Consider the following 25,648-nt stretch of genomic DNA (forward strand, 5'->3'; position numbering starts at 1 on the left):
AGCACCCCTGATGTCCCACGACCCCGTCACCGAGGCCCCCGCCGACGCGCCGCCTCCCGCGACGACCGCCGCGACCACCGTCGCGCTGGCCGACCTGCCCTCGCTCGTCGGCACCACGTTCGGCCCGTCGTCGTGGCGCACGATCACCCAGGAGCAGGTGAACCAGTTCGCGGACCTCACCGGCGACCACAACCCGATCCACGTCGACCCGGACTACGCAGCGACCACGCCGTTCGGCGGGACGATCGTGCACGGCTACCTCACGCTCGCGCTCGTCGTGCCCCTCATGGCGGAGGTCGTCGAGGTCACGGGCGTGCGCACCGGCATCAACTACGGGCTCGACCGCCTGCGCTTCCCCGCACCCGTGCGCGTGGGCTCGCGCATCCGCGTGACGTCGACCCTGTCGGCGGTCACCGACGTCCCCGGCGGCCACCAGGCCGTCTACGAGAACACGTTCGAGGTCGAGGGGCAGGCCAAGCCCGCTGCGGTCTCCGTCATGATCGTGAGGTACTACGCATGAGCATCGACCTGACCGGGAAGTCCGCGATCGTCACCGGCAGCGGCCAGGGCCTGGGCCGCGCGTACGCCCGCGCGCTGGCCGCGGCCGGGGCCGGGGTGGTCGTCAACGACGTCAACGGCGACGCCGCGCAGGAGACGGTCGACGCGATCGTCGCCGGCGGCGGCCGGGCCGTCGCGGTGATCGCCCCGGTGGGGCCCGCGGAGACCGCGGACGCGCTCGTCGCCGCGGCCGTCGAGGCGTTCGGCGGGCTCGACGTGCTCGTCACGAACGCGGGCGTGCTGCGCGACCGCGTGCTGTGGAAGACCACGGACGACGACTTCGACACCGTGATCGCGACGCACCTGCGTGGCACGTTCACGTGCGCCCGCGCCGCCGCGGTGCACCTGCGGGAGCAGGGCCGCGGCGGGCGGATCGTGCTCGTCGGCTCGCCCGCGGGTCAGCACGGGAACTTCGGGCAGACGAGCTACGCGGCCGCCAAGGCGGGCATCGTCGCGATGGCCCGGACGTGGTCGCTCGAGCTGGCGCGCGCGGGGATCACGGTCAACGCGGTCGTGCCGACCGCGATCACGGCGATGACCGCGACGATCCCGCTGTACGCGGGCGTCGCCGCGGCGTACAGCAGGGGCGAGCCGTTGCCGCAGGTCGTGCGCCAGGAGCACGCGCTCGGGGGCCCCGAGGACGTCGCGCCGCTCGTCGTGTGGCTCGCGTCCGACGCGTCCGCCGCGGTCACCGGGCAGGCGATCGGGATCGGCGGCGACAAGCTGTCGCTCTACACGGTCCCGCGCGAGGTCGGGGTGACGTTCCGGGAGGGCGGCTGGGACGCCGACGCGATCGACGAGGCGTGGGAGACGACCTTCGCGTCGTACCTGCAGCCGAGCGGCATCGCCCTGCCCCCGCTGGACCTGCCGGCCGAGCCGTTGGCGACCTGAGCCTCGTCGTCCCGTGCGCTGCTGTCCCTAGCGGCCCGCGGTCGCGGCGGGGCGCAGCGCGACCGTGGGACGCGGGCCCGGCGGGTCGGCCAGGACGGAGAACTGGACCACGCGGTCGGTGAGCTCGGGGGCGTACCCGCCGATCACCTGCCGCACGCGCACCGACGCCGGTGCGCCGAGCTGCTCGTACGTGTCGAGGAACAGCAGGCGGGCCAGGTCGCGCGGCCAGTCGTCGGGCAGCAGGCGGCGCGGCAGGTCCGGGTCCAGGCCGGGGAACGCGCGCCACGCGTCCATGAGCGCGGTCCGCTTGACCAGGGCGTCGACGGGGGAGATCGCGCCCTTGCCGAGCGCGGCGTGCGTGGGCTGCCAGGTCTCGACGAACGTGCGGTAGAGGTCGGCGAGGCCGTCGAGGTCCCACGCGCTCTGCGGCGCGAGCGTCGTGGCGGACAGCTCGGGGGACGTCGCGACGAACGCGGTCGCGCGCGTCACGCCGAGGTCGCGGAGCTCGGCGACCGCCTGGTCGTGCCGCGGGTGCGGCGAGACCCACAGCGCGTCGTACAGCGGCGCGAACCCCAGCCAGCGCAGGCGCGTACGCAGCGCCTCGCGCGCCGAGCGGTTGGTCTCCGGGACGGAGAAGGCCACCAGGCTCCAGCGGCCGTCCCAGTCGTCGTCCGCGTGCGCGCCGAACGCGACGATGCGCTCGGCGCCCGTGCGCATGATCGACTGCGCGCGCGGCGTCATCGCGTAGAACGTGCGGCGGCCCTCGCGCGTGGACGCGAGCAGACCGTGCTTGACCATGCGGCTCAGGGCCGCGCGGGCCGCGACGTCGCTCACGCCGAAGTCGGCGAGGAGGTCGACGAGCGCGGCCGAGGGCAGCGGTGCCTCCTGGCCCCACCAGTAGTCGCCCAGGAGCGTGAGCAGCAGGCTCGGTGGCGATCCCTGACGCGTGCGCGGGATGCGCGTGCCGCTCTCGCTCGTCCGCGCCACGGGCGGCTCCCCTCTCGTCGACCACGCTCGGTGCCGACGGCGCCGATGCTTGACACATTCTACGCCGCCCGCAGATAGTGATGTCACGTTCGACCGACGCACGGGAGCGACAGCGATGAAGCTAGCCAGCACCGTCGACGCGCGCCTGCTCGCCGTCCTGGACGACCGCTCGGTCGACGTGACCGACGCCCTCGGGATCGCCGGACCCGGGGCCGGTGGGCCCCTCCTGGCGTTCCTCGAGCGGGGCGGGTCCCTCGACGCGCTGCACGCGCTCGACCTCGACGCGCTGCCGTCGCAGCCGCTGGACACCGGGCGGCTCGCGGCGCCGATCGCGCGGCCCGGCAAGGTCGTCGGCGCGCCCGTGAACTACCTCGACCACAAGGCCGAGATGGGCGAGCAGCGCACCATCGCCGACTTCGGGGTGTTCCTCAAGGCGACCTCGTCGGTGATCGGGCCGAACGAGCAGATCCGGCTGCCGTACCTCGACCTGCGCACCGACCACGAGGGCGAGCTCGGCGTGGTGATCGGCCGCACCGCGAGCCGGGTCCCGGCCGAGCGCGCGCTCGAGCACGTCTTCGGCTACGCGCCCGTCCTCGACATCACCGTCCGCTCGGGCGAGGACCGCTCGACGCGCAAGTCCTTCGACACGTTCACGCCGCTCGGCCCGTGGGTCACGACGGCCGACGACGTGCCCGACCCCGGCGCGCTCGAGCTGCGGTGCTGGGTCGACGACGAGCTGCGCCAGCACGCGTCCACGTCCGACCTCATCTACGACGTGGCCGAGCTCATCGCCTACACGAGCCATGTGATGACCCTGCACCCCGGGGACGTCATCGCGACCGGCACGCCCGCGGGCGTCGGGCCGATCGCCGCCGGGCAGCGGGTCGCGGTCGAGATCGAGCGGCTCGGACGGCTCGTCGTCGGCGTGACCGACGAGGGCGCGATCGCCTACGCGGACCGCCCGGGGCACCGGTGACCACCGTCCCGTCGGCCGACGCCCGGACGACGCTGGCGCCTGCGACGAGGCCCGCAGCCACGGGGCCGGCGTCGACGACAGGGCCGGCCGCGCCGCCCGCACCGTACGGGCTCGACCCGCTGTTCCGGCCCGCGAGCATCGCGGTCGTCGGCGCGTCCGCCCAGCCCGACAAGGCCGGTCACGCGATGCTCCAGGCCCTGCGGCGGTTCCCCGGTGCGCTGCACCCGGTGAACCCACGCGGCGGCGAGATCCTCGGGCGCCCGGTCCTCACGTCGCTGCGCGAGTCCTCGGACGTGGACCTCGCGGTGCTCGTCGTCCCGCCCGTGGCCGTCCCCGCCGCGCTCGAGGACGCCGCCGCGGCCGGGGTACGCGCGGCCGTGGTGTGCGCGGGCGGGTTCGCGGAGTCCGGGCCGCAGGGCGCGGCGGTCCAGGAGCGCGCGGCGAGCGTGGCGCGCGAGGCCGGGATCAGGCTGCTCGGGCCGAACACGTCGGGCTTCATGAACCCCGTCGACCGTGTGACCGCGAACTTCATGCCGGCGGTCGCCGACCTCACGCCCGGCACCGTGAGCATCGTCGCGCAGTCCGGCGGCGTGAACCTGACCCTCGCGTTCCTGCTCGCACGCGCCGGTGTCGGGCTGCGGCTCGGCGTCGGGCTCGGCAACGCGGTCGACGTGGACTTCCCCGAGGTGCTGGACCTGCTCGCGGACGACGACGCCACCACGGCCGTCGGCCTGCACGTCGAAGGGGTCGGCGACGGCCCGGCGCTGGTGGCCGCGCTGCGGCGCACGACCGCGCGCAAGCCCGTCGTGGCGTTCAAGGTCGGGCGCTCGGACGTCTCCGAGTTCGCCCGGTCGCACACCGGCGCGATGATCGGCTCGTACGGGGTGACGCGCGCGGCGCTCGCACAGGCGGGGGCGGTCGTCGTCGACAGCCTCGAGGAGCTCGTCGCCGCGCTCGTCGCGCTGCGTGCGGTGCGCCTGCCCGTAGCGACGCGCGTCGGCGTCGGGTTGCTCACCGGCCAGGCCGGGCCCGGGCTGGTCGTCACCGACGCGCTCGGGGCGCGTGGGATCGAGCTGCCTCCGCTCACCGCCGCGACGCAGCAGCGCCTCACCGAGCTCCTGCCGCCGCTGACGTTCCAGCGCAACCCGGTCGACACCGGCAGGCCGTCGCCCGAGTTCGGGCAGGTCCTGGCAGCGGTCGCGGGCGACCCCGGGATCGACGTGCTGGGGGTGTACGCGCTCGACGAGCCGGGCGCGCTCGACCCCGTCGCGGCCCTGGGCCCCGCCGCGGGTCGGGTGCTGTTCGCGACCGGCGGGCCACAGGACGCGATCGAGCAGCGAGCCGCCGCGCTGGCCGACGCCGGCATCCCGACGCTCGGCGGGCCGGGTGAGCTCGCGACCGGCCTCGCCGCGGTCGTCGCCGATGCCCGGCTGCGCGCGGTCCCGGACGCCCCGCCCGCGCCCGCCTCGCGCACGGTGGGACGAGCGCTCGACGAGCACGAGGCCAAGTCGCTGCTCGAGTCGCTCGGCGTGCGCTGCCCGGCCCGCCGCGTGGCCGACGACCGCGCGCAGGCCCACGCCGCGCTCGCGGACCTGACCCGCGACGGCGTGCGCGTCGTCGTCAAGGTGCTCGACGCCGCGGTCACGCACAAGTCCGACGTGGGCGGCGTGCACGTCGGCGTGCACGACCCCGTAGCCCTCGACCGGGCGCTCGACGCCATCGACGCGATCCCCTCCGGCACGACCGCTCCCGCGGGCGCGGACGCGTCCCGGCGCTACCTGCTCGAGGAGATGGCGGCTCCGGGCACCGAGCTGATCGTCGGCGCGGTGCGTGACCCGGCGTTCGGTCCGGTCGTCCTGCTGGGCCTGGGCGGGGTGGCCGCCGAGCTCGGCCGCGAGCCCGTGCTGCGACTCGCGCCGCTGTCGCCCGAGCGCAGCGAGGAGATGGTCCGCGCGCTGCCGTCCGCCGTGCTCGCGGGCTTCCGCGGAGCGCCGCCGGTCGACATCGCGGCCCTGGCCACCGTCCTGCGCGCGGTCGGCGACCTGATCGTCGACCACGGCGACGTCACCGAGGTCGACCTGAACCCCGTCCGCGTGACGCCCGACGGCCCGCTCGCGCTCGACGCGCTCGTCGTGACCGAACCCTGAGCAACCGAACCCTGAGCAACCGAACCCTGAACATCCGAACCCCAGGCAGGAGAGACATGTCCGCAGTGAGCCCGCAGCCCGTCGTCCGTGCCGACGGCCGGTCCACGGACGTCCTCGTCGTCGGCGCCGGGCCCGTCGGGCTGACCGCGGCGCTCGCGCTGCGCGCCTACGGGCTGCCCGTCACCGTGCTCGAGGCCGGTGCGCAGGGACGTCAGCGGCCCGGGAGCCGCGCGATCTTCACGCACAGCCAGACGCTGCAGATCCTCGACCGGATCAGCCCCGGGCTGGGTGCCGAGCTGTACGAGCACGGCGTGTACTGGAACACCCAGCGCACGTTCTACGAGGGCCGCGAGGTCTACGCCAAGACGTACCCGGACCCGCCCGCCGGGGTGTACCCGCACTTCACGAGCCTGCCGCAGGTGCAGATCGAGGCGTACCTGTACGACCGCGCGGTCGCCGCGGGTGTGCGGTTCGCGTGGGAGCAGGACGTCGCGCAGGTCGAGACGGACGACGACGGGGTCGTGCTCACCACGGCGGCGGGCACGCGGTGGGAGGCGGCGTACGTCGTCGGCGCCGACGGCTCGCGCTCGGCGGTGCGCAAGCAGGTCGGCGCGCGCATGGAGGGCAGCAAGGACGACGGGTGGTACGTCGTCGTCGACGTCGCCGAGCTCGAGCACCCGACCCTGCCGCGCGAGCGGCACTTCCACTACGCGCACCCGGCCGTCGGCGGGCGCAACGTGCTCGTCGTGCCGTTCGCCGGTGGGTACCGCGTCGACCTGCAGCTCGTGACCGACGACGACCCCGACGAGCTCGCGTCGCCCGACGGGGTGCGCGCGTGGCTCGACGCGGTGCTGCCGCGCGGCTACGCCGACCGCACCACGTGGGTGTCCACCTACCAGTTCCTGCAGCTCGTGGCGCACGACTTCGCCGACCCGCACCGGCGCGTGCTGCTCGTCGGCGAGGCCGCGCACCTGTTCGCGCCGTTCGGCGCGCGCGGCCTCAACTCCGGGGTGCCGGATGCGGAGGCCGCGGCCATCGCGATCGCCGCGGCGTCCCGCGCGACCGGCGCCGCGGCGCGCACGCCCGTCGAGGCGTTCGCGCTCGCTCGTCGGTCGGCGGCCCTGTTCAACCGCGACGCGGCCGGGGAGGCCCTCGCGCACCTGCGTCCCGACGACGAGGCCGCGGCCCGGATCCGCGCGGCGGCCGAGCGTGCCCCGGACGACGAGGCCGCGTCGGTCTGGCTCGAGAAGGCGCCCTACGGCCCGCGCGGCGTGCATTGCGCGCAGACGCCGTACCGCTACTGATCCGCCCGCTGCCGGTCCGCGCGACGGACCGTCCGCTGCTGACCGGTCCGCTGCTGCTGGCGGTCCGCTGCTGCTGGCCGGTCCGCTGCTGCTGACCGCCCGCGCCACCGCCGACCACCGCGGGCCGGGTGCAGCGAGGCCCCCGCGGGAGCACGATGTGCGCTCCCGCGGGGGCCTCGTCGGTGTCAGCCGGCCGTCACGGCCTGGGGTGCGGCGGCTTCGGCGGGGCAGGCTTCGGCGGCACCGGCTTCGGGTGGTGCGGCTTGTGCAGCTGGAGCTGGTCGATCGCGCGCTCCAGCTCGGCCGTCGCCCTGTTCACCTTGGCCTGCGATGCGCCCTTGGCGAGCGCGGCCTTGGCGTTCCCCAGCGCCTTGCGCACCGCCGCGGCGCTCTTCGGCGTGTACGTGCGCAGGTCGATCGCCTTCGCGTGCGCGATCGTCGCCTGGAGCGTCGAGGTGTCGGTGATCTGCCCGCGGATGCCCAGCCAGCGCTCCGGATCGGCGACGGCGACCGCCGCGAGCTTCTCGGAGAAGTCGCTGTTGAAGATCTGCGGGTTGTGCGTCGCGCGCCAGCTCAGCTGGTCCGTCAGACCCCAGAACGTGACACGGTGGATGTACGTCGAGTACTTCTTGTAGACGGCGAAGTACTCGGCGAACCGCTGGGCCTGGATCTTCTCCAGCTCGGCACGGTTGGTGATCTTGCCGACCCAGTACGTGAACCCGTCACGCGAGATCCGGTCCTTGACCGACGGGTCGGTCAGGTCGCGGTACTGCGAGCGGTCGTCGCCCTCGGGCTGGCCGTTCCACGCCTCCCAGACCTGCGTGTCGAGCTCGCTGATGTCGGCGGTCAGGCCCGCCTCGGTGATGAGCTGCAGCGAGCGCTCGACGGATGCGTGGTCCGAGCACGCCCCGGGCTGCCACTCCTGCGCGTCGTCGTCGACGACCTTGCGCAGCTGGGTGTGGTCGGAGCACGCGAACGCCGGCGTCTGGTTGATGTAGTTGTGCGACTGCAGGCCGATGCTCTCGATGAGCGGCCGCTCGTCCCGGGGGTTCTCGGCGGCGTAGCGGGCGTTGAGGTCCTTGGCCATCGTGACGATCGCCTCGCCCTTGCCCTCGGACTGGAAGACGTTGAAGTCGTTGTAGACGAGGCGCTGCTCGGGCCCGTACTTCCGGGCGAAGACGAACGCGTCGTAGATGAAGTCGGCCGGGCTCTCACCGGCCGCGGTGTCGGCGCCGTTGGCGTACGCCGCATACCAGTTCGACCAGCCGCCGTTCGGGCCGCCGCGCAGGAAGTCACGCCAGTCCTGCGTGGCCGGGTCGAACTCGTCGAGCCCGTCGACGAACGCCTCGTTGACGACGTCCCACGAGACCGTGCGGCCCTTGAAGTGCGTGAGGACGGCCTTGATGTAGCGCTCCATGTTGGCGCGCGCGAGCTCGCGGGTCCCGCCGGTCGGGCCGGAGTTGATGCGGGCCGGGGACTGGCCGTGCCAGACGAGCACGTGGCCGTGGACCTTCTTGTGCTTGGCGAGCGTCTGGTCGACGAACGCGTCAGCAGCCGCGAACGTGAACGTGAACTCGCCCGTGACGGGGTCGATGTTGGCGTTCGGCAGCAGCTGGTCCGGCTTCATGTTGTTCTCGGCCGTCATCGCGCTGTAGTGCCGGTCGACCGTCGCGACGTTCGGCGAGCCGGCCGCGTACGTCTGCGGGCCGGAGTAGATGTTCCCCACGTCGAAGTAGTCGCGGTAGACGTCCTTGAGCGGCTTGATCGCGGGCCGGAACGAGGTGGTCAGGACCACGTCGTTCTCGGGCATCGTGAACGAGTCGACCCGCGCGCCGATCCACTCGAGCTGCGTCGACGTCCACCCGCCCCACACCTGCCCCTTCTTCGGGGTCGCGGTGAGCTGGACGGTCTCACCCGGCTCGTAGCTGCCCGCGCCGCTGACGGTGCCGCCGTGACCGGTGACCTTGATCCGCACGTCGAACCCGTCGTCGGCGCTCGCGCTCTGCGCAGGTAGGGCGACGCCGGCGGCGACGAGGAAGCCGGCGACCGCCGCCCCCGCCCATCGCGCCGGACGGCGCCGCGGCGCCGTTCCTGGTCCGTCCTCACGTCGTCGTGTGACAAGCCCTGTCATAGACCCGTTCCTCTCGCTGGCACCGCTCGGAGCCGGGGGTGGCGATCAGGCGATCGGAGGTGAACAGCGACCAACCCACCTGTCCGGCATCTGTCTGGCGTCCTTCGCCGTGCGACCGAGACTTTCGACGACGAGAGCCTCTGCCAAGAGCGCACGAGCACGACCCAGGCACATCTCCATCGATGCAGAAGCGTCCTCATCGACGCAGCGTTCCTAGCCCGTACGGGTGACACGCTAGGTATCGCCCCGGGGGTCGTCAAGGCGAGACAGCGCCCGGGCGTGGTGACGAGAGCCCGTGTACGACGCCCGGTCGCGCGGACCTGAAGTTGCGTCCGGAGCACCGACAGGCCTGCGTCGAACGCGACGAGAGAGCTCGCCTCGGCGTATGCGCGGCGGCCCACGGACCGCCTAGGTCGAGGCTCTGCTTGGACTACTCGGGCGAGGAGCGGTGCTGCTGATGCCCGATCGCGCGTTCGCGCGGACCTTGACGTTTACCTGTGACGTCTAGAATCTTGTACCTGTTATGCGAACTCCGCCGCCAGCGCTGCTTCCCATCCTGCGTTCGCAGGTGCAAGGCAGGCTTCTCGCGCTGCTCTACCTCCATCCTGAGGTCGAGTACAGCATCACCGACGCCGCAGCCGGCACAGGCGCATCGGTCAAGGCTGCCCACCAGGAGATCTCCCGTCTCGTCGAGGCCGGCTTGCTCACCGACCGCCGCGCCGGCACCTCTCGTCTGGTGCGCGCCGCAGTCGACTCCCCGCTCGCGCGCCCGCTGACCGACCTGCTCGCACTGACGTACGGACCGCTGCCGGTGCTCACCACCGCGCTGTCCGGGCTGCGCGGAGCCGAGACCGCCTACATCTACGGATCGTGGGCTGCTCGGTACAACGGAGAGCCGGGGCCGCCGCCGGCCGACGTCGACGTCATCGTCGTCGGAGACGTCGATGTGGACGACCTCGACGAGCGCGCCCGCCGGGCCGAGAAGATCCTGCGGCGGGAGGTCAACGTGCGTCGCGTCCGGCCCGAGACGTGGGCGGACGGGACTGACCCGTTCGTCTCCACGGTCCGGGCCCGACCCAAGGTTGCGGTGCCCCTCGACGAACAGGAGCAGGTTGACGCATGAGGTGGGAGCAAGGGCGCGCAGACATCGACGCGCTCATCGCCGACGGGCATATCGAACGAGTGCCGGCGAGTCGTGAGCACGGGACAGGCTCGTGGAGCAGGCTGGCCGGCACCTGACATCGGCGGAAGCCACGGCCGACGGCGACCCGGAGGGCGCCTACGGCGTGCTGTACGACGCCGGACGCAAGGCCTTGTGGGCCGTCCTGGCCAACGAAGGGCTGCGCCCCACCACCCGAGGTGGGCACCTGGCCGTCTACCGAGCTGTGCTTGCGCAGCTCGACCCGCCGATGGGTGCCACGCTGCGGCCGTTCGATCGGATGCGACGTCAGCGGCACGCTGCGGAGTACCCCGCGGCGGACACCCCCGCGCTGTCGAGCCAGGATGTCCTCGACGACCTGCCGAAGATCCGCGCGATCGTCGATCTGGCGACCCGTGTCCTGGACACGATGGGGGTCTACTGACCGGCTGCCGTGCGCCGCGCCCGAGACCTCGGTGTCCGGGTGCGGCGCGCTTCCGGGCTGCGTACAGGGAAGACCCGTATGGTCTGACGAGGCCGGCGCCGTCGGGCCGTTACGCCGTGAGCGTGCGGAACGAGTCGGCGGCGGCGACGAGCTCGACCGGGACCTCGGGCACGAGCTCGCGCAACCAGCGGGCGTACTCCGCCATCCCCTCCTGCTCGGAGGGCACGTGCCCCACGACGACGACGCCCGCGCACAGCCCCGCGGTGACCGCGTCGGCGGCGTACTCGCCGGTCTCCCACTCGTGCGCCTCGCCGATGACGATCACGTCGACGTCGGGCCGGGCGAGCAGGTGCCGGTTGCGCTCGAACCCGACGAAGCCGGGCTGCATCCCGACGACGGAGACGGGCGAACCCGGGTCGCCGACGTAGCGCAGCGCGCGCGCACCGAGCGCGTCGGCGACGTGTGCGGCGAGCGCGCCGAGCGTCGTCGGCGGCAGGTCGTAGACCTCGTGGTCACCGGCACGGGCGCGCTCGAGCCAGCCGAGGGCGCGCGCGACGCCCGTCTGGATCCCGTCGGGCTCGCGGTCGTGCCACGCGTCGTGCTGGTGCAGCACGACGAGCCCGTGCTCGGCCACGAACGCTGACTTCGCCGCGAACACCGGGTCGCGGTCGGACGCCAGCGCCTCGTCGGACGCGCCGTGGTGGTCGAAGTACAGCGGCTCGTGCGTGACGACGAGGTCCAGCCCGCGCGCGGCGGCGCGCTGCAGCACGTCGAGCGTCGCCATCATCGTCACCGCGACCCCGCGCACCGGGGCGTCCGGGTCCCCCGCCAGGAAGCCGTCGACCGTCGTCGCCCGGGGCGGCACCCCCATGTGCGCGCCGATCCGCTCCGCCACCTGCCGCGCCGTCACCGTCACGCGCGTCACCCTAGTGGCCCGCGTGACGGCCCCGGACGCGCGCACAGCGGACGACGAGCGCGCCTCCCGTCTCGCGACGCGCTCCAGCCGGGGGACACTGGAGGTCGCAACATCTGCTTCGACGAGGAGTCCACCGTGCCCCAGGGAACTGTCCGATGGTTCGACGCCGAGCGAGGGTTCGGGTTCCTCGCTCCTGACGACGGGGCCGACGACCTGTTCGTGCACGCGTCCGAGGTCGTGGGCGACGACCGCGTGCTCCGCGAGGGGCAGGAGGTCGAGTTCGAGGTCGGCGAGGGGGACCGCGGCCCGCAGGCGCGCCGGGTGCGCGTCACGGCGGACCACGCGGCCGGAACGCTGGGCGTCCTCGGCACCGTCTCCTGGTACGAGCCCGGCAAGGGCTACGGGTTCGTCATGCCGGACACCGGCGGTGCGGAGATCTTCCTGCACAGCTCCGCGATCGTCGGCGGCGGGGTCGTCACCGAGGGGCAGCGCGTCGCGTTCCTCGTCGTCGACGGCGAGAAGGGTCCGCAGGCCGACCACCTGCTCCCGCTCGGCGCGGACACGAGCCCGTCGGCCGACGACGGTGCGGACGGGACCGTGACCTGGTACGACGGCGAGAAGGGCTTCGGGTTCATCGCGCCCGAGCGCGGCGGCGACGACGTGTTCGTCCACGTGAAGTCGCTCAGCGGTGGCCTGGCCGAGCTGGCCGAGGGCGACCGTGTCACGTTCGACGTGGTCGAGAGCGACCGCGGGCCGCAGGCCCGCGACGTGCGCCTCGTCGGCGGTTCGGGTCGCCGCAGCGCACCGTCGGAACCCGGTCGGCGACGGCAGGGACGCGCATCGTCAGCCGCGCCCGCGCGCGGCGGCGAGGGTGTGGTCGTGCGCTACGACCCCGAGCGCGGGTTCGGCTTCATCGCCCCGGACGCAGGCGGCGCGGACCTGTTCGTGCACGTGTCGGTGATCCGCGACGAGGAGGTCCTCGAGGAGGGCGACCGCGTCCGGTTCCGCGTCCGCCAGAGTGACCGCGGCCCGCAGGCCGACGACGTCGAGCTGATCTGACGCACTGACCCCGGTGCCGTCCCGGTCCGGTCAGGGGTGCGCGAGGAAGAAGTCGACGATCTCCTGGCGAAAGTCGGCGGTCACGGTGTGCGCACCGAACAGCTCGTCGACCTGGCGTCGTGCCTCCGCGAGGAAGGGCGCCGTGAAGGACGGCCCGGGTGTGGCGACGGTCCAGTCGATCGCGCTCCCGCGCCGATCGGCACCGAGCAGGCGTCGAGCTGACCGCCCGCGGCAAGCTCTGCGACGGCATCTGCCGAGTCGGCGGGGCTCACGCTCGAGGTCGGGTCGGCGATGCGCTCGAAGGCCTCGGGGAGCATCTTCAGCTCGTTCACGCCGTCGGCGTCCACGACGAGCAGCGAGCGGTTGAGGACCGTCATCTGCTCGGTCTTCGCGATCGCCAGATCGGTCGTCCCGACGGTGACCGCGAAGCGCTCGCGGTCGTCGGGCGCCCCGAAGTCGAGGATCACGTCGCCTGGGTCGGCACCCCCGTCGAAGTCGTGGATCGTGACGTGGGAGTGCCAGGTCTTGCCCAGGGCGGAGAGCTGGCGGTCGAACCGGTTGAAGGTCGCCGTGTACCGGACCTGGACGACGATCCCGACCCCGATATCGGTGAGGCTCAGGGTGGGGGTGCTGATGGTGGGCATGTCCGTGCTGCCTGCGTTGACCGTCGGGAGCACTCTGCCCCCTGCCGTCCCAGATCGGTGCCACACCGTGGGGCCGCAGACCGGCGTCGGGACCAAAGAGGGCGCACGCCTACGGCGTGATACTCCGCGGAGCCCGCTACGCCCGGTCCCGGCGCTCGAAGCGGGGCTCACTACTGCAGCACCTACTGCAACAGGACCTTGGCAGTAGGTGTTGCAGTAGGTCGTCGACGTGAGGCCGTCACGCCAGGCGCCACACCGCCCGAGGATCCTTGGGCGACTGCCCTTGCCATGCGACGAGGCCCGCGTCCTGCAGACGCTGGAGATGCCGCAAGGCGGTGGGCCGGGTCACGCCAGCTGCCTCCGCGACCTGACCTGTGCCGAGTGGGCGACCGACGCGACGCAGGAGATCCAGGACCCGCACCGCACCCGGCGGGAGCGCGTCTCGAACTTCGGGGAGCGTGGCGAGCTCGGCCAGCGAGTCGACCGGGTGCGCGAGGGCGGGATCGACTTCGGCGGCATCCAGGCACGTCCTGTGACCGTTCTTACAGCAGAACGAGTGGGGCTGACGCGAAGCCGCCGGCGGGTGGGCGTTCGCGCTCGCGGGGACGGTCCGGGTCGGAGCGGACCGCGGTCGTCGCGGCGAGGACCGCGCGCGTGAGGGCACGCAGCTCGAGCGTAGCGAGCGGCCGGCCGGGGCAGACGTGCTTGCCGATGCCCCAGACCAGGTTGTACGGCGCGTGGGCGTCCGGCTCGAACGCGTCCGGGTCGCCGAAGATCCGCGGGTCGCGGTTCGCGCCGGTCCAGTGGACGAGCACCTGGTCGCCCGCGGCCACCTGCCGGCCCCCGATCGTGACGGGCTGGGTCGCGATGCGGCGGTTGCTCACGAACGGGTCGTCGATCCGGAGCATCTCGTCGAGCGCGCGGTCCAGCTCCCGGTCCGGGACCCCGGCGCGCAGGTGCGTCTGCAGGTCCGGGTGGTCCGCGAGGTAGGTGAGCACGACGCCCGCGCACAGGGCCATCGAGCCCAGGTCGCCACCGGTCCAGTTCCGCAGGATCGAGACGATCTCCTCGTCGGACAGCGGCCGTCCGTCCACGCTGTCCCGCACGAGCTCGGTCGTGACGTCGGCCGGTGCGTCGTCGCCGCGTCGAGCGGCGATCAGGGACGTGATGATCGCCGTGAAGTGCTGCGCGACCGCGGCCGTGCGGGAACGGTCGCGTGACCGGGTGGCGAGGCGGTTCTCCTCGACCCACGCGAGCAGCTCCTCCTCGAGGTCCGCGGGCCAGCCCAGCCACGCGCTCTGCGCGCGCACCGCGAACCGCGCGCCCACCGCCACCGCGTCGATCCGGCCGGGGACGTCGAGGCTCGCGACGAGGTCCGTCGCGACGCGTCGCACCACGGGCTCGACGTCGCGCATGCGCTCGGGGGTGAAGTACCGGTCGACGACCGCGCGGTAGGCGCTGTGCTCGGCGCCGTCCATGCCGTTGGGGACCTGCAGGTGACGGGACACCGCGTTGGAGAAGGTCGTGTGGTCGAGCGCCGTGGCCATGACGTCCGCGTGCGAGAAGAGCGTCCACGCCCCGTCCGGGCCGTGCGCGACGGGGCAGTGCGCCCGCAGCGCGTCGTAGGCGGCCAGCGGGTCGCGGCGCACGCGCGGTCCGCGGGGGTTCCAGTCGGCACGCGTGCGACCGGCGGTGTCGGTGCGCGGCGCACGACCGCCCCCGAGGTGGTCGTCGGCCGACAGCTCGTCGCTCGGGGTGTGCTCGCTCACGAGCTCATCGTGCTCCTGTCCGGGCCGATCGTCGGGGTCCGGCCCAGCCGGCGACGACCTCCAGCTCGTTGCCCTCCGGGTCCGCGAGCCGCCACCGGGCGCCGGACTCCTCGACGACGCGCCCTCCCGCGGCGACGATCGCCTCGACGCGCGCGGGCGCGCGGTCGGCCGGGACCGCGAGCTCGAGCAGGATGCGGTTGCGCTGACGGCGCCGCTCGGTCTCGGAGGCGTCCAGCTCCTGGAACAGCACCACGGCGTTGAGCCGTCGCGGGTCGACGAGGTCCGTCGTGGCGGCTCTGCGGTCCGGGACGTAGCCGAGCGCAGCGGCCCAGAACGCGCGCAGCGCCGCGACGTCCGCGGCGTCGATCAGGAACTGCACGAACCGCGGCAGGCCGGGGTCCGGGGTGGCGCCGGCCTCGCGTGCGGCGTTCTGCAGCCGTGCGGCCAGAGTGACGACGTCGACGTCGAGCCCGTGGGCCTCGGCGTCCCACTGGTCCTTGCCGGTGTCCAGGACGACGAGCCCCGGTCGCAGGTCGACGAGCAGCGGGAACCCCGCGGCGTCGGCGAGCGCCGCCGCTGCGGACGCGAGGTCGCGCTGCTGGTCCGAGGACGTCACGCGGTAGCAGGCCACCGCGCCGAACACCGCGTGCCAGTCGGACGTCGCGTCCGCCGGCTCGTCGGACTCGTCGAGCAGGCCGCCCGGTACGAGGTCGACCTCGTTGCCGTCCGCGTCGGCGTGGCACACCCCGTACGGGCCTGACGCCTCGCCCAGACCCGCGTGCTCGACGGCGTCGGACGGTCGCACCACGTCGACGTGGATGCGGTTGCGCAGCGGCCGCACCTCGCCCGACGCGCGCACGACGAACGCAGGGTCCCGAAGCACCGGGTCGACCAGCCGGTCGCCGGCCTCGGCCACGTCCCCGAGCGCGCTGCGCCAGAACGGCCGCAGCGCGGACGGGTCGGGGGACTCGAGCACCACGTTCAGCACCTGCAGCACCGTGGGGTCGGCGACCAGTCCCAGAGCGCGCGCTTCGTCGGAGACGGCCTCTGCGAGGCCCGCAGCCTCGTCGTCGGACGCCAGCCGCACCCGCATGCCCGACGCGCGCACGTCGACCGCGGCCCCGGGCGCGACCTGCGTGACGCGTGCGGCCAGCGCCGCGCCCTCGGTCAGCGAACGCGCGTCGAACCACGCCGTCGTCAGGCCGTCGACGACCCGCCAGTCCCCACCGAGATCGGTCATATCGGCACAGTAGGACCGCCCTCCGACAGCCGCCCGGCCGGGGCGTGCTCAGAAGCGCGCGGAGAACGCCCCGTCGGTCTGGAGGAGCTGCCCGGACACCCACCGGCCCTCGGGCGAGACCAGGAACGAGACGACCGCAGCGATGTCGGCAGGCGTGCCGAGCCTGCCCAGCGGGTGCGCGGCCGTCAACGCGGTGCGCGTGTCGTCGTCCATCCACCCGGTGTCGATCGGGCCGGGGTTGACGACGTTCGCCGAGATCCCACGGGGCCCCAGCTCGCGCGCCGCGGAGATGACGATCCGGTCCAGCGCACCCTTCGACGCGCCGTACGGCAGGTTGCCGGTCGTGTGGTCGCTGGTGAGCGCCACGACCACGCCGCCGTCGGCCGGGGCCTGGCGCGCGAACGCGGCGATGAGCAGCAGGCTCGCGCGCGCGTTCACCGCGACATGCAGGTCGAAGCTCTCCGCGGTGGTGTCGAGGATCCCGCTGTTCACGTCGTGCGCATGGCTCAGGACGAGCGCCGTGACCGGCCCGCGGTCGCGCGTGACCGCGGCCATGAGCTCGTCGGGGCCGTCGGGCGTCGACAGGTCGCACGGGTAGTCCGTGCCGACGAGGTCGCTCGTCGCGACGTCCCAGCCGTCGGCGCGCAGCCGCGGCACGATGCCGGCCGCGATGCTGTCGGCGCGCGCGGCGCCGGTGACGAGAGCGAGCGGCATGAGTCCTCCGAGGGTGAGCGGGCCGGGGTCGGCGCAGCGACAGTCCTACAGCCGCCCGTCGGACGGGGCAACGGCATTCACCGCGGCGACCACCTGCTCAGCGGCCTGCTGCGGTGTCAGGTCGGTGGTGTCCACGACGTGCGCGGCGTCGTGCAGCCAGGTGCGCGCGGCCTCGGCGTACGCGTCGACGTACGCGAGCCGGAACGGTGACGGTCCCATCGCCTGGTCCTCGAGGATCCGCGCACGCAGCGCGGCAGGGTCGGCGTGCAGGACGACGTGCCGCACCGGGATGCCGTGCGACGCGAGCCCGTCGGCGATCTCCCGCCAGTAGCCCTCGACCAGCACGGTCATCGGCATCACCAGCGTCCCGCCGGTGTACTCCAGGACACGTCGCGCGGTGTCGACGACGAGCGGCCGCCACGGCGCCCAGTGCTGGAAGTTGTCCGTCGCCGGCAACCCGGGCGTGATGTCCATGAGCGTCTCGCCGACCTTCTCGGCGTCGAGGACCCGCGAGTCCGGCACGAGGCGCTGCACGAGCGCGCTGGTCGTGGTCTTGCCCACCCCGTGGGTCCCGTTCAGCCAGACGATCACGGCGGTCACGCTACGGCAGGCGCACGCACGGGCCGTCCCGCCGCGTCGGGGGACGCAGCGGGACGGCCCGATCGGTGGTCAGACCGTGGCGAACGGCTCGGCCTGGTGGGCGCCGGTCGTCGTCGGCAGCGGGAGGTTCGCCTCGCGGACCTCGCGGTACGGGCGCAGGTGCGTGAACAGCTCGTCGCGCAGGGGGTTGAGGCGGCGCGTCACGATCACGCGGACCTGGTAGACCGCGACCGCCACGTTCACGACGAGGGACAGCGCGGAGACGACGAGCAGCGCGGTCTCGTCGTGCGAGGAGTCCACCGCGAACCGCGACGACGACACGAACGTCGGGACCGCCATCGTGAACATCATCCACAGCGCGAGCGTGTGGGCGCGGTGCTGCAGCCACGCGCCCTTCTTGAGGAAGAACGCCGGGATCGTGCACGAGATCAGCAGCGCGGCGCCCGCGTAGAACGCGTGGTCACCCACGCAGTTGTAGACGTACGCGAAGTTCCACAGGTCGTAGGCGATGATCCAGAACCAGAGCATGTCCGGCCAGATCATGTCCTTGGACCTGTCGCGCGAGACGAAGATGCCCGCCCAGCCGCAGATGGTCAGCGCGTTGAGGATGCCCGCGACGCCGTTCATGTAGTTCCACGCGCCGCCGACCATGAACACGCCGTCGTGCATGCCCTGCAGCCCCGCGACCTGGAAGTCGCGGATCACGGCCTCGCCGATGTTCACCGCGAGGATGAGCGCCGGGAACAGCAGCATCCAGCGGTTCTTCGACAGCTTGTCGACGTACCGCAGCAGCATGAAGCCGAGGCAGCCGGCGAGCGCCGAGTACACCTTCACCCAGTGGAACCAGGTGCCGGTCGACGAACCCTCACCCGCGGTCGTCGGCCACACGAACACCGTCAGCACCAACGGCAGCACGACGAAGAACGCGACCGCCGCCCACTTCCAGCGGCGCGTGACCTCGTTCAGGACGATGAGCGCACCGAGGACGACGAACCACATCACCCACGACTGCCAGGGGATGGAGTCGAACAGGAACACCGTGACCTCCTCGCGGACCGACCCGGTGCCGTCCGTGGCCCGGGGTTGCCCGACGGTAGGGACGCTGCGCGTCGGCGGTCACTGGACAGCCGGCGGGATGTGTCCAGCGGGCCACCCGCGGGCGTCGTCGGCGGGATCCCGGGCCCGGTCCGCGGGGACCTTCGGCCCACGCCGACGCGCGTCGGCGGGCCGTTGCTAGGGGTGTGAGCAGCCACGACGAGGTCGCGCGCCGCCCCGACGCGCGTTCAGCACTCGCGGCGGCGCTCAAGGAACGGCTGCGTTCCGAGCCGCTCGCACGCGTCACCGTCACGCACCTGGTGCAGGACTGCGGCCTGACCCGGCAGGCGTTCTACTACCACTTCCACGACGTGCAGCACCTCGCGGCGTGGGTGTTCGAGACCGAGGTCGCCGAGCAGGTGCGCGTCGAGGCCCGGCACGACGCGTGGGCCGACGGGCTCGTGCGGCTGCTCGGCTACCTGCGGGAGAACCGCACCTCGACGGCCGCGGTGCTCGACGGCCTGGGCCGCGCGGGGCTCGAGCGGTTCCTGTTCCGGCAGATGCGGCCCGTGACCGCCGCCGTGGTGCGCGAGGTCGGCGGAGGTGGGCCGAGGCGCCCCGCCGACCACGAGCTCGTCGTCGACTTCTACACGTCCGCCGTGCTGGCCGTGGTGCTGCGCTGGGTGTCCGACGGGATGGTCGCCGACCCGTACCGGCTGGTGGGCGACGTCGAGCTCATGCTGCACGGCAGCGTGCAGGAGTCCGTCCAGCGCCTGGACGCACGCGCCTGCCGCACGGTCGCCTGAGGCCGACCGGCAGTCGGGACGTCGTCCGGTCGTGTCGCGGCGCCGCCGCCTCGTCGGTCGGGCATGCTGACCGCCGTGCACACCTACCTGCAGACCGCACGCGTCACGCTGCGCCGGTTCGCCGCCGACGACGCCGATCTGCTGATCGAGCTCGACAGCGACCCCGCGGTCATGCGCTTCCTGTCCGGGGGCGCCCCGACCGACCCCGACGAGATCCGCGACGTCGTCCTGCCGAGCATCCTCGCCGGGTACGACCGCTGGCACGGGGAGCGGGGCCTGTTCGCGGCGTACGAGAACGCGGGCGGCGCGTTCATCGGGTGGTTCTGCCTGCGTCCCGAGCGCGACGGCCCCGTCGACGAGGTCGAGCTCGGCTACCGGCTGCGCCGCGCGGCCTGGGGCCACGGCTACGCCACCGAGGTCGCCTCGGCACTGGTCGAGAAGGCGTTCACCGAGCTCGACGTGCGTGTGGTGTGGGGCGCGACGATGGCGGTGAACCACGCCTCGCAGCACGTCATGGAGAAGGTCGGGATGACCGTGACGCGGACGCTGGAGACGCCCGAGGACATGCTCGGCGTCGAGCGCTCCGACCTCGGCGGGTTCCAGTACGAGATCACCCGGGAGCAGTGGGCGCGGCGGACGGCCGAGGCCGGCTCGTCGTCGGTCCCGCGCTCGGTGAGTCCGTGACCGAGAACCCCGCGCTCGCCAGGCGGCTCGGCACCGGCGACGCCGTCGTGATCGGCCTCGGGTCGATGATCGGCGCGGGGGTGTTCGCGGCGTTCTCGCCCGCCGCCGCGGCGGCCGGGTCGGCGCTGCTCGTCGGCCTGGCGGTCGCCGCGCTCGTGGCGTACGCGAACGCGACCGCGTCCGCCCAGCTCGCCGCGCAGTACCCGACCTCGGGCGGCACGTACGTCTACGGGCGCGAGCGGCTCGGGCCGTGGTGGGGGTTCCTCGCGGGGTGGGGGTTCGTCATCGGCAAGACCGCGTCCTGCGCAGCGATGGCGCTGACGTTCGCGGCGTACGCGGCGCCCGAGGGGTGGGAGCGGCCGGTGGCGGTCGTCGCCGTCGCCGCGCTCGCGGCGGTCAACTACCGCGGCGTGACCCGGACCGCGCGAGTCGCCCGGATCATCGTCGTCGTCGTGCTGCTGGCTCTCGCCGTCGCGGTCGCCGTGAGCCTGTCCGGGGGTGAGCCGCGGTGGTCGGACGCCAGCCCGTGGTCGGGTGCGACCGGCGGCTGGTACGGGGTGCTGCAGGCCGCGGGGCTGCTGTTCTTCGCGTTCGCGGGCTACGCGCGCATCGCGACGATGGGTGAGGAGGTGCGCGACCCGCGCCGGACCATCCCCCGCGCGATCCAGGTCGCGCTGGCGATCACCGTCGTCGTCTACGCGACGGTCGGCGTGACCCTGCTGGCGACGCTCGGGCCGGACGGCACCGCCGCGACGCCCACGCCGCTGACCGCTGCGGTCGAGCTCGGCGGGCAGGGCTGGGCGGTGACCGTCGTGCGGGTCGGGGCGGCCGCCGCGTCGCTCGGTGCGCTGCTGGCCCTCATCGCCGGCGTGGGGCGTACGAGCCTCGCGATGGCGCGCGAGGGTGACCTGCCCCGCTGGCTCGCCGCCGTCCACCCGCGCCACCGCGTCCCGCACCACGCCGAGGTCGCGCTCGCGGTCGTGGTGTGCGTGCTCGTGCTCACGGTCGACCTGCGCGGTGCGATCGGCTTCTCGTCGTTCGGCGTGCTGCTCTACTACCTCGTCGCGAACCTCGCCGCGTGGACGCAGGACGACGAGCACCGCCGCTTCCCGCGTGCCCTGCAGGTGCTCGGTGCGCTCGGCTGTCTCACCCTCGTCGTGACCCTGCCCGCCGCGTCCGTGGCGGTCGGCGCCGTGGTGCTCGTCGTGGGGGTCGGGCTCCGGCTGTGGCGGACCCGGCGTCCGAGGCGCGGCGCGCCGGCGACGTAGCCCCTCGCGTGCCCTACGCCCCGGTCGCCCCGCCGGTGCCCGGCCGAGGCGCGCGGGCGTCGACGGGGGAGTCGAACGTCGTGCGGACGCCGCGGGAGAACAGCACGGAGTCCGGCGGGCGGGTCGCGACACCCGGCAGGCCGCACGCCGCGAGCAGGTGGTCGTCGAGCTCGAGCAGCTCCGCGGTCCGCAGGGGCCACGGCTCGTGCGCGTTCGGCAGGTGCAGCGTGCGGCCGAACGCCCGCGTGTGCAGCGCCCAGCGCGCGGTGAGGAAGTCCGCCAGCGCGTCGCCGGGTGCGAGCGGCTCACCCGGTCGCACGACGACGCGCGTCGTCGCGTCCCGCGGTCCCGGCCAGCGCCGCCGGGAGGAGTACGTCACGACGTCGCCCAACTCGGTCACACGCATCCGCGCCCACGTGTACGGAAGCGCCAGCGCCGCGCGTGAGCCCAGGACGAACGGCAGCCGGGCCGCCTCGAGGGTCAGGAAGACCACGGCGCGGCGGCCCTGCTCGTCGACCGAGTACAGCCGCACGTTCGTCTCGGGGAACGTGCCGAGCCACGGGATGCCCGGCCCGCGCGCCGCACCCGCGTCGACCATGCGGAACGGCACGAGGCCGACCCAGCTCGTGCCGTCGTTCACGTCGGGGCGCGTGCCGGGAGGCAGGAGCGGGGCGACGACGTCCGCCTCGACGCGCCAGTGCAGGAACGTGAGGTCACGCCACGACTGCCGCAGCACCGCACGCCCGCGCAGCGGCGGCGGAGTCGCGGTGATCGGCTCGGGCTCCACGCCGCCACTATGCCCCGCCCGCCGAGCCGCCCGCCCGCCCGCCCTCCGGCCACGTCGCTGCTGCGCGCTGCGCGTTGTGGGTGGGCTTGCGCTCGCTGAGCGAGCGCTTCTCCACCCGATCCGGCCTCCCGCCCCGGGGCGTTTGGGTACATTCCGGGGCGTGATCCGTTCCCGGAGCGTCCTTGCCCTGGTCGTCGTGCCCGTGCTGCTGCTGGGGGCGTGCGCCGGCGAAGGGGGCGCCGGGTCCACGGAACCGGCCGCCGTCGACGACATCGCGTCGAAGGCCACGCGTGCGGGGATCGCGCCCGACCTCGTGTACGTCACCGACGTCGAGGGGTTCGACCTCGCGGTGCAGTCCGTCGGGGTCTCCGGTGACGACGGGTTCTCCGCGACCTACACGCGTGAGGTCGACGACAGGCTGGCGATGGTCGCGCTCAGGACCGCCCGGACGACGGTCGTCGACCCGTCCGTCGTCGTGCCGTGCGACGAGCTGACGGACACGCCGACGACGCTGCTGTGCGGTGTGGTGCGCGGCGAGGCCTTCGTGTCGCTCGAGGGGACCGACGTCGACGCCGCGACCCTGCGCGCGGCGGGTGAGGCCGTCCGCGTCCCGACCGTCGGCGAGCTGCCACACCTGTTCTCGGAGGTCCGCGTGCCGGACGGACCCGTCGAACGCGGCGACCTGCCCGAGGACGGCGACGGCGCCCCGATCGACCCCGGGCACGCCGGCGGCTAGCGATGACGAGCCCTGGGTGAACGTCCGGCGGGTCGCGGTCGGAGTCCTGTTCTCGGTCCTGCTCGCGGCCGTGGCGGCGGTCGGTGCGTACGCGTTCCACTGGTACGTGGTGCAGCCGTCCGACGAGGAGCTGGTGGCACACGCACGCCAGATCGAGCTGGCGGGACTCGTCGCCGACGGCGAACCCGTGGTCAGCGGGAAGTGGGCGCCGTCGTTCGACCGGGGCTCCGTGGTGGTCGACGCGACGGCGGATCCGACCGTCGACGGCGCGGTCGTCCGGACCGCGCTCGAGGCCCAGGGGTGGGAGGACGCCGAGGTGCAGACGGGTGCCAGGTCGCAGATCGTGACGGCCTCGCGCGGCGGGGTCGACCTCGCCATCCGCGTGTGGTCACCGGAGGGGGGCGTCGTGGACGTGACGGCGGAGGTGACGCGGGGTGACAGCTCTCCGTCGTTGGCCGTCACGGTCCTGCTGGGGGCCGGCCTCGGCGTCGTCGCCGGTGCGTGGATCGGCGCGCGAGCCGCGAGGAGGTAGCGGCGCCGAGCAGGCACCGAGCCGGGCGCCGGCCCGGCAGTGTGGCGGTCACTGCAGGACGATCGCGTGACCGCTCGCGACGCTCCCGTGGTGGCGACGCCCCTGACGCGCGGCCTCAGTCGTTCGCGGGCCGCCACTCGGAGTCGAGCACCGCGTACAGGTAGGCGTCGTGCCACAGCGGACGACCCGCGTCGTCGGTGCTGAACGACGCGGACTGCCGGAAGTGCCCCTCGCGCCGCAGACCGAGGCGCTCGAGCAGGCGCCAGGACGCCTCGTTGCGCGGGTCGCAGTGCGCGGTCACGCGGTGCGCACCCCACTGGTCGAAGCACACGTCGAGCAGCGCGCGGCACGCCTCGGTCGCGTAACCCCGGTGCCAGTGATCGGGGTGGAAGACATAGCCGAGGCTGTGGCCGCGCCAGGCGCGCGGCTCGTCGTGGTGCAGGTAGAGGTTCCCGACGAGCGTGCCGTCGTCCTGGAGGCAGACCGCCCAGAACGACGGGTCGTGCGCACGCGCGGCCGCGAGCTCGTCACACTGCGCGCGCGTCTGCACGTCGTACGGCTCGAACCGCACGGCCTCGGGCCGCGACAGGTAGCCGTGTAGTCCCTCGCCGTCGTCGGGCGCGAACCGCCGCACGACGAGCCGGTCGGTGCGGATGCGGGACGGGCCGGTGAGGTCCACGGAGGGCATGCCCGCAGCCTCGCGGCAGCCGGGCGCTGTCGCGTCGGACCTTCGTCCGACGCGCGTCGTCGTCGCCTCGGTCAGCGGTGGCGACCGCAGCCCGGCTTCACGTGGCGGAGCGCCGAGCTCACCGCCGCCGTGTAGGCCTCGTAGCCGTCGGCGTTCGGGTGGAACGAGCCGGGGTCGGTCGCACCGAGGATCCAGGCGTCGGGGGAGTTCGCGCCGTGGCCGGTGAAGCGCTTGCGCACGTCGACGAACTCGAAGCCCGCACGGGCGCTCGCGGCGGCGATCACCTCGTCGAGGGCGTCCGCGGCGGCGTTCAGGCCCTCTTGCTCGGCCGGCGACGCCCCGAGGTATGCGCCGAACTCGGGCGAGAACAGCCGCGGGTAACCCGTCACCAGCACGCGGGCGCGCGGGGCGGCGGTGTCGACCTGGGCGTACAGCGCGTCGAGCAGGGCCGGCAGCTGCGTCCGGATGCGGGTGTCGACGACCGCGACCGCGCCGGCGCACTGCTCGTCGGTACCGCCGAGGCAGGCGACGACCGCGCTCGCCCAGCCGATGTCGTTGCCGCCGACGGTCACCGTCACGACGTCCGTCCTGCGGTCCAGCGCGTCGAGCTGACCGCCGGCGACCAGCGAGGTCGTGGTCGCGCCGGCGCACGCGACGAAGTCGTCCAGGCGCAGTCGATGACGCCCGTCGAGCTGGACGGCGTACGCGCTCTGCGACCGGCCGCACTCGCCGTACGGCGGGACTCCGTAGCCGGACGCGTATGAGTCACCCAGCGCGTCGTAGACGGCGCGCGGCGGAGCCGCGGGAGCCGCCGTCGCCGCGGACCCGACGAGGGTGAGGGCACCGATCGTGGCGAGGATCGCGGACCTCGTCGTCCGCGTCATGCGCGTCATCTTCGCACCGTAGCCACGCCGCCCGATGCGCGCCGTTCGAGCGGTCTTGCCGCTCGCCAGCGGGCCACGCAGGCCGTGACGCGATCGGGCTGCAGCCGCCGTCGTCAGTCGGCTGACGCGGCCGGTGCGACGCTGCGGACCGCGTGGCGGAGGTAGACCGTGCCGTTGGCGAAGCGGCGGTGGTCCAGCAGCTCCAGGTCGAGGCGGACGTCGGTCGGCAGCGCGGGCTTGCCGGCGCCGACCGTCACCGGGTGCAGGACCAGCACGCACTCGTCGACGAGCCCGTGCCGGAAGGCCTCCGCCCCGAGCGTCGCACCGCCGACGCTCAGGTCCTTCGGTGACTGCGCCTTGAGCCGCCGGACCGCGTCCGGGTCGAACCGGGGCTCGAGGCGCGTGCGCGCCGTCGAGACGTCCGCGAGCGTCGTGGAGTAGACGACCTTGTCGGCGTCACGCCAGACCTGCGCGTACTGCTGGACGACCGCCGGCTCGTCGGCGAGCCACTCGTCGTCCTCCCAGACGCGCATCGTCTCGTACATGCGCCGGCCGTACAGCGACGTGCCGATGCCCCGCTCGTGGTCGTTCCAGAACTGGTGCACCTCGTCGTCGGGCACCGACCAGTCGAACGCACCCGAGGCGTCCTCGAGGTAGCCGTCGAGCGAGGTGTTCGCCGCGTAGATCAGCTTGCCCATGAGTGCCTCCG

27 protein-coding genes are annotated in these 25,648 nt (G+C 73.7%); 13 read left to right on the forward strand and 14 right to left on the reverse strand.

Annotated elements, in window-relative coordinates; translation table 11 throughout:
- Positions 1-10 precede the first annotated feature (10 nt).
- Together CPE01_RS10100 and CPE01_RS10105 are read left to right on the forward strand one after the other, a co-directional pair.
- Positions 11-520 (forward strand): MaoC family dehydratase, encoded by a 510-nt coding sequence (locus CPE01_RS10100; RefSeq protein WP_146806530.1) that lies wholly within the window; start codon positions 11-13, stop codon positions 518-520.
- The gene (locus tag CPE01_RS10105; RefSeq protein ID WP_443092627.1) at positions 517-1,449 is read left to right on the forward strand and encodes an SDR family NAD(P)-dependent oxidoreductase; all 933 of its coding nucleotides are present in this window, start codon (positions 517-519) and stop codon (positions 1,447-1,449) included. Before CPE01_RS10100 ends, CPE01_RS10105 begins: the two co-directional genes overlap by 4 nt.
- Before the next feature lie 27 nt (positions 1,450-1,476).
- Here the strand turns inward: CPE01_RS10105 and CPE01_RS10110 are convergent, their stop codons facing one another.
- Positions 1,477-2,436, reverse strand: coding sequence for a PaaX family transcriptional regulator (locus CPE01_RS10110; protein ID WP_146806531.1), 960 nt, complete (start codon positions 2,434-2,436; stop codon positions 1,477-1,479).
- Between the two features lie 115 nt (positions 2,437-2,551).
- Between CPE01_RS10110 and CPE01_RS10115 the strand changes: the two genes are divergently transcribed.
- From CPE01_RS10115 to CPE01_RS10125, 3 genes are read left to right on the forward strand one after another with little or no spacing between them, the layout of a single operon-like run.
- Entirely contained in the window at positions 2,552-3,412 is an 861-nt protein-coding gene (locus CPE01_RS10115; RefSeq protein ID WP_146806532.1) for a fumarylacetoacetate hydrolase family protein, read from the forward strand.
- Positions 3,409-5,559, forward strand: a complete 2,151-nt coding sequence (locus CPE01_RS10120) for an acetate--CoA ligase family protein (protein WP_246783860.1) — start codon at positions 3,409-3,411, stop codon at positions 5,557-5,559. Before CPE01_RS10115 ends, CPE01_RS10120 begins: the two co-directional genes overlap by 4 nt.
- Positions 5,560-5,615: 56 nt before the next feature.
- Positions 5,616-6,863, forward strand: a complete 1,248-nt coding sequence (locus CPE01_RS10125) for an FAD-dependent monooxygenase (RefSeq protein ID WP_146806533.1) — start codon at positions 5,616-5,618, stop codon at positions 6,861-6,863.
- A gap of 196 nt (positions 6,864-7,059) precedes the next feature.
- Here the strand turns inward: CPE01_RS10125 and CPE01_RS10130 are convergent, their stop codons facing one another.
- Positions 7,060-8,994 (reverse strand): endo-1,4-beta-xylanase, encoded by a 1,935-nt coding sequence (locus tag CPE01_RS10130; protein ID WP_146806534.1) that lies wholly within the window; start codon positions 8,992-8,994, stop codon positions 7,060-7,062.
- A 568-nt stretch (positions 8,995-9,562) separates the two neighbouring features.
- Here CPE01_RS10130 and CPE01_RS10135 point away from each other — a divergent pair.
- Complete coding sequence (locus tag CPE01_RS10135) at positions 9,563-10,117, forward strand: winged helix-turn-helix domain-containing protein (RefSeq protein ID WP_222592904.1); 555 nt, start codon at positions 9,563-9,565, stop codon at positions 10,115-10,117.
- Between the two features lie 91 nt (positions 10,118-10,208).
- A complete protein-coding gene (locus tag CPE01_RS10140) occupies positions 10,209-10,577 on the forward strand; it encodes a hypothetical protein (RefSeq protein WP_222592905.1) in 369 nt (122 codons plus the stop codon).
- Positions 10,578-10,686: 109 nt separating this feature from the next.
- Here CPE01_RS10140 and CPE01_RS10145 read toward each other — a convergent pair whose 3' ends face one another.
- Positions 10,687-11,493 carry a Nif3-like dinuclear metal center hexameric protein gene (locus tag CPE01_RS10145; RefSeq protein ID WP_146806536.1) on the reverse strand — a complete coding sequence of 269 codons (807 nt, stop codon included), beginning with the start codon at positions 11,491-11,493 and terminating at the stop codon, positions 10,687-10,689.
- 135 nt (positions 11,494-11,628) lie between these two features.
- Between CPE01_RS10145 and CPE01_RS16900 the strand changes: the two genes are divergently transcribed.
- A complete protein-coding gene (locus tag CPE01_RS16900) occupies positions 11,629-12,552 on the forward strand; it encodes a cold-shock protein (RefSeq protein ID WP_146806537.1) in 924 nt (307 codons plus the stop codon).
- 80 nt (positions 12,553-12,632) lie between these two features.
- On the opposite strand, the gene CPE01_RS10155 is transcribed toward CPE01_RS16900, so the two are convergent.
- The 7 genes from CPE01_RS10155 to CPE01_RS10185 form a co-directional block, all read right to left on the reverse strand.
- Positions 12,633-13,196, reverse strand: coding sequence for a hypothetical protein (locus CPE01_RS10155; protein WP_146806538.1), 564 nt, complete (start codon positions 13,194-13,196; stop codon positions 12,633-12,635).
- 238 nt (positions 13,197-13,434) lie between these two features.
- Positions 13,435-13,719, reverse strand: coding sequence for a helix-turn-helix domain-containing protein (locus CPE01_RS17060; protein ID WP_503825992.1), 285 nt, complete (start codon positions 13,717-13,719; stop codon positions 13,435-13,437).
- A gap of 19 nt (positions 13,720-13,738) precedes the next feature.
- A complete protein-coding gene (locus tag CPE01_RS10165; RefSeq protein ID WP_146806540.1) occupies positions 13,739-14,965 on the reverse strand; it encodes a cytochrome P450 in 1,227 nt (408 codons plus the stop codon).
- 4 nt (positions 14,966-14,969) lie between these two features.
- Entirely contained in the window at positions 14,970-16,205 is a 1,236-nt protein-coding gene (locus CPE01_RS10170) for a VOC family protein (protein WP_146806541.1), read from the reverse strand.
- Positions 16,206-16,253: 48 nt separating this feature from the next.
- On the reverse strand, positions 16,254-16,919 hold the full coding sequence (locus CPE01_RS10175; RefSeq protein ID WP_146806542.1) for an SDR family oxidoreductase: 666 nt from the start codon (positions 16,917-16,919) through the stop codon (positions 16,254-16,256).
- Positions 16,920-16,964: 45 nt separating this feature from the next.
- Entirely contained in the window at positions 16,965-17,510 is a 546-nt protein-coding gene (locus CPE01_RS10180; protein WP_146806543.1) for a P-loop nucleotide/nucleoside kinase family protein, read from the reverse strand.
- A 78-nt stretch (positions 17,511-17,588) separates the two neighbouring features.
- Positions 17,589-18,557 carry a DUF5692 family protein gene (locus CPE01_RS10185; RefSeq protein ID WP_146806544.1) on the reverse strand — a complete coding sequence of 323 codons (969 nt, stop codon included), beginning with the start codon at positions 18,555-18,557 and terminating at the stop codon, positions 17,589-17,591.
- 203 nt (positions 18,558-18,760) lie between these two features.
- On the opposite strand from CPE01_RS10185, the gene CPE01_RS10190 reads away from it, so the two are divergent.
- The 3 genes from CPE01_RS10190 to CPE01_RS10200 all read left to right on the forward strand — a co-directional run bounded on the left by CPE01_RS10190 (position 18,761) and on the right by CPE01_RS10200 (position 21,312).
- Positions 18,761-19,360 (forward strand): TetR-like C-terminal domain-containing protein, encoded by a 600-nt coding sequence (locus CPE01_RS10190; protein ID WP_146806545.1) that lies wholly within the window; start codon positions 18,761-18,763, stop codon positions 19,358-19,360.
- 75 nt (positions 19,361-19,435) lie between these two features.
- Positions 19,436-20,044: a GNAT family N-acetyltransferase gene (locus CPE01_RS10195; protein WP_146806546.1), complete on the forward strand. Its 609-nt coding sequence runs from the start codon at positions 19,436-19,438 to the stop codon at positions 20,042-20,044.
- Positions 20,041-21,312 (forward strand): APC family permease, encoded by a 1,272-nt coding sequence (locus tag CPE01_RS10200; RefSeq protein ID WP_146806547.1) that lies wholly within the window; start codon positions 20,041-20,043, stop codon positions 21,310-21,312. The genes CPE01_RS10195 and CPE01_RS10200 overlap by 4 nt, the downstream gene beginning before the upstream one ends.
- A 13-nt stretch (positions 21,313-21,325) precedes the next feature.
- Here CPE01_RS10200 and CPE01_RS10205 read toward each other — a convergent pair whose 3' ends face one another.
- Entirely contained in the window at positions 21,326-22,099 is a 774-nt protein-coding gene (locus tag CPE01_RS10205; protein ID WP_246783861.1) for a YqjF family protein, read from the reverse strand.
- A gap of 160 nt (positions 22,100-22,259) precedes the next feature.
- Between CPE01_RS10205 and CPE01_RS10210 the strand changes: the two genes are divergently transcribed.
- Positions 22,260-22,835 (forward strand): hypothetical protein, encoded by a 576-nt coding sequence (locus CPE01_RS10210; RefSeq protein WP_186811507.1) that lies wholly within the window; start codon positions 22,260-22,262, stop codon positions 22,833-22,835.
- Positions 22,836-22,851: 16 nt separating this feature from the next.
- Complete coding sequence (locus tag CPE01_RS10215; RefSeq protein WP_146806549.1) at positions 22,852-23,367, forward strand: hypothetical protein; 516 nt, start codon at positions 22,852-22,854, stop codon at positions 23,365-23,367.
- A 115-nt stretch (positions 23,368-23,482) separates the two neighbouring features.
- On the opposite strand, the gene CPE01_RS10220 is transcribed toward CPE01_RS10215, so the two are convergent.
- The 3 genes from CPE01_RS10220 to CPE01_RS10230 all read right to left on the reverse strand — a co-directional run bounded on the left by CPE01_RS10220 (position 23,483) and on the right by CPE01_RS10230 (position 25,637).
- Positions 23,483-24,055 (reverse strand): GNAT family N-acetyltransferase, encoded by a 573-nt coding sequence (locus CPE01_RS10220; RefSeq protein ID WP_146806550.1) that lies wholly within the window; start codon positions 24,053-24,055, stop codon positions 23,483-23,485.
- Positions 24,056-24,126: 71 nt separating this feature from the next.
- Positions 24,127-24,939 carry an SGNH/GDSL hydrolase family protein gene (locus tag CPE01_RS10225; RefSeq protein WP_246783862.1) on the reverse strand — a complete coding sequence of 271 codons (813 nt, stop codon included), beginning with the start codon at positions 24,937-24,939 and terminating at the stop codon, positions 24,127-24,129.
- 113 nt (positions 24,940-25,052) lie between these two features.
- Entirely contained in the window at positions 25,053-25,637 is a 585-nt protein-coding gene (locus tag CPE01_RS10230) for a dihydrofolate reductase family protein (protein WP_146806552.1), read from the reverse strand.
- Positions 25,638-25,648 lie beyond the last annotated feature (11 nt).

The organism is Cellulomonas persica (assembly GCF_007989825.1).
Classification (GTDB): domain Bacteria; phylum Actinomycetota; class Actinomycetes; order Actinomycetales; family Cellulomonadaceae; genus Cellulomonas; species Cellulomonas persica.